At 64.6% G+C, this 257-nt stretch carries 1 protein-coding gene; it reads right to left on the bottom strand.

Going from position 1 to position 257, the window contains the following annotated elements; all coding sequences use genetic code 11:
* A partial coding sequence (locus R0K30_RS22570; RefSeq protein WP_486304035.1) for an IclR family transcriptional regulator domain-containing protein occupies positions 1–257 on the bottom strand: 257 nt, incomplete at both ends.

Here is a 257-nt window from a genome sequence, read left to right as displayed (position 1 = left end):
GCAGTAAACAGCCTCTCCCACCGATCCTCCTGTCCCAGCAGCAATGCCTTCCCGACGCCGGTCCGAGTCAAGGGCATCCGGTGGCCGATGCGCGATCGCATCTCCGCCCCACGCGTGCCCGGAATCTTGTGCAGGTAGAGCACCGACTCCCCATCTTCGACCGAGAGATGAATGGTGTCCTGCGTCCGTTCGGCCAGAGCCTCGAGATTCTCCCTGGCGACCACCGGCAGTGGGTCCTGGTTGAGCGCGGTGAAGCC

The organism is Bacillus sp. SIMBA_154 (assembly GCF_046536015.1).
In the GTDB taxonomy this organism is placed as follows: domain Bacteria; phylum Bacillota; class Bacilli; order Bacillales; family Bacillaceae; genus Bacillus; species Bacillus pumilus_P.
This window is presented reverse-complemented; position numbering and strand designations above follow the sequence as displayed.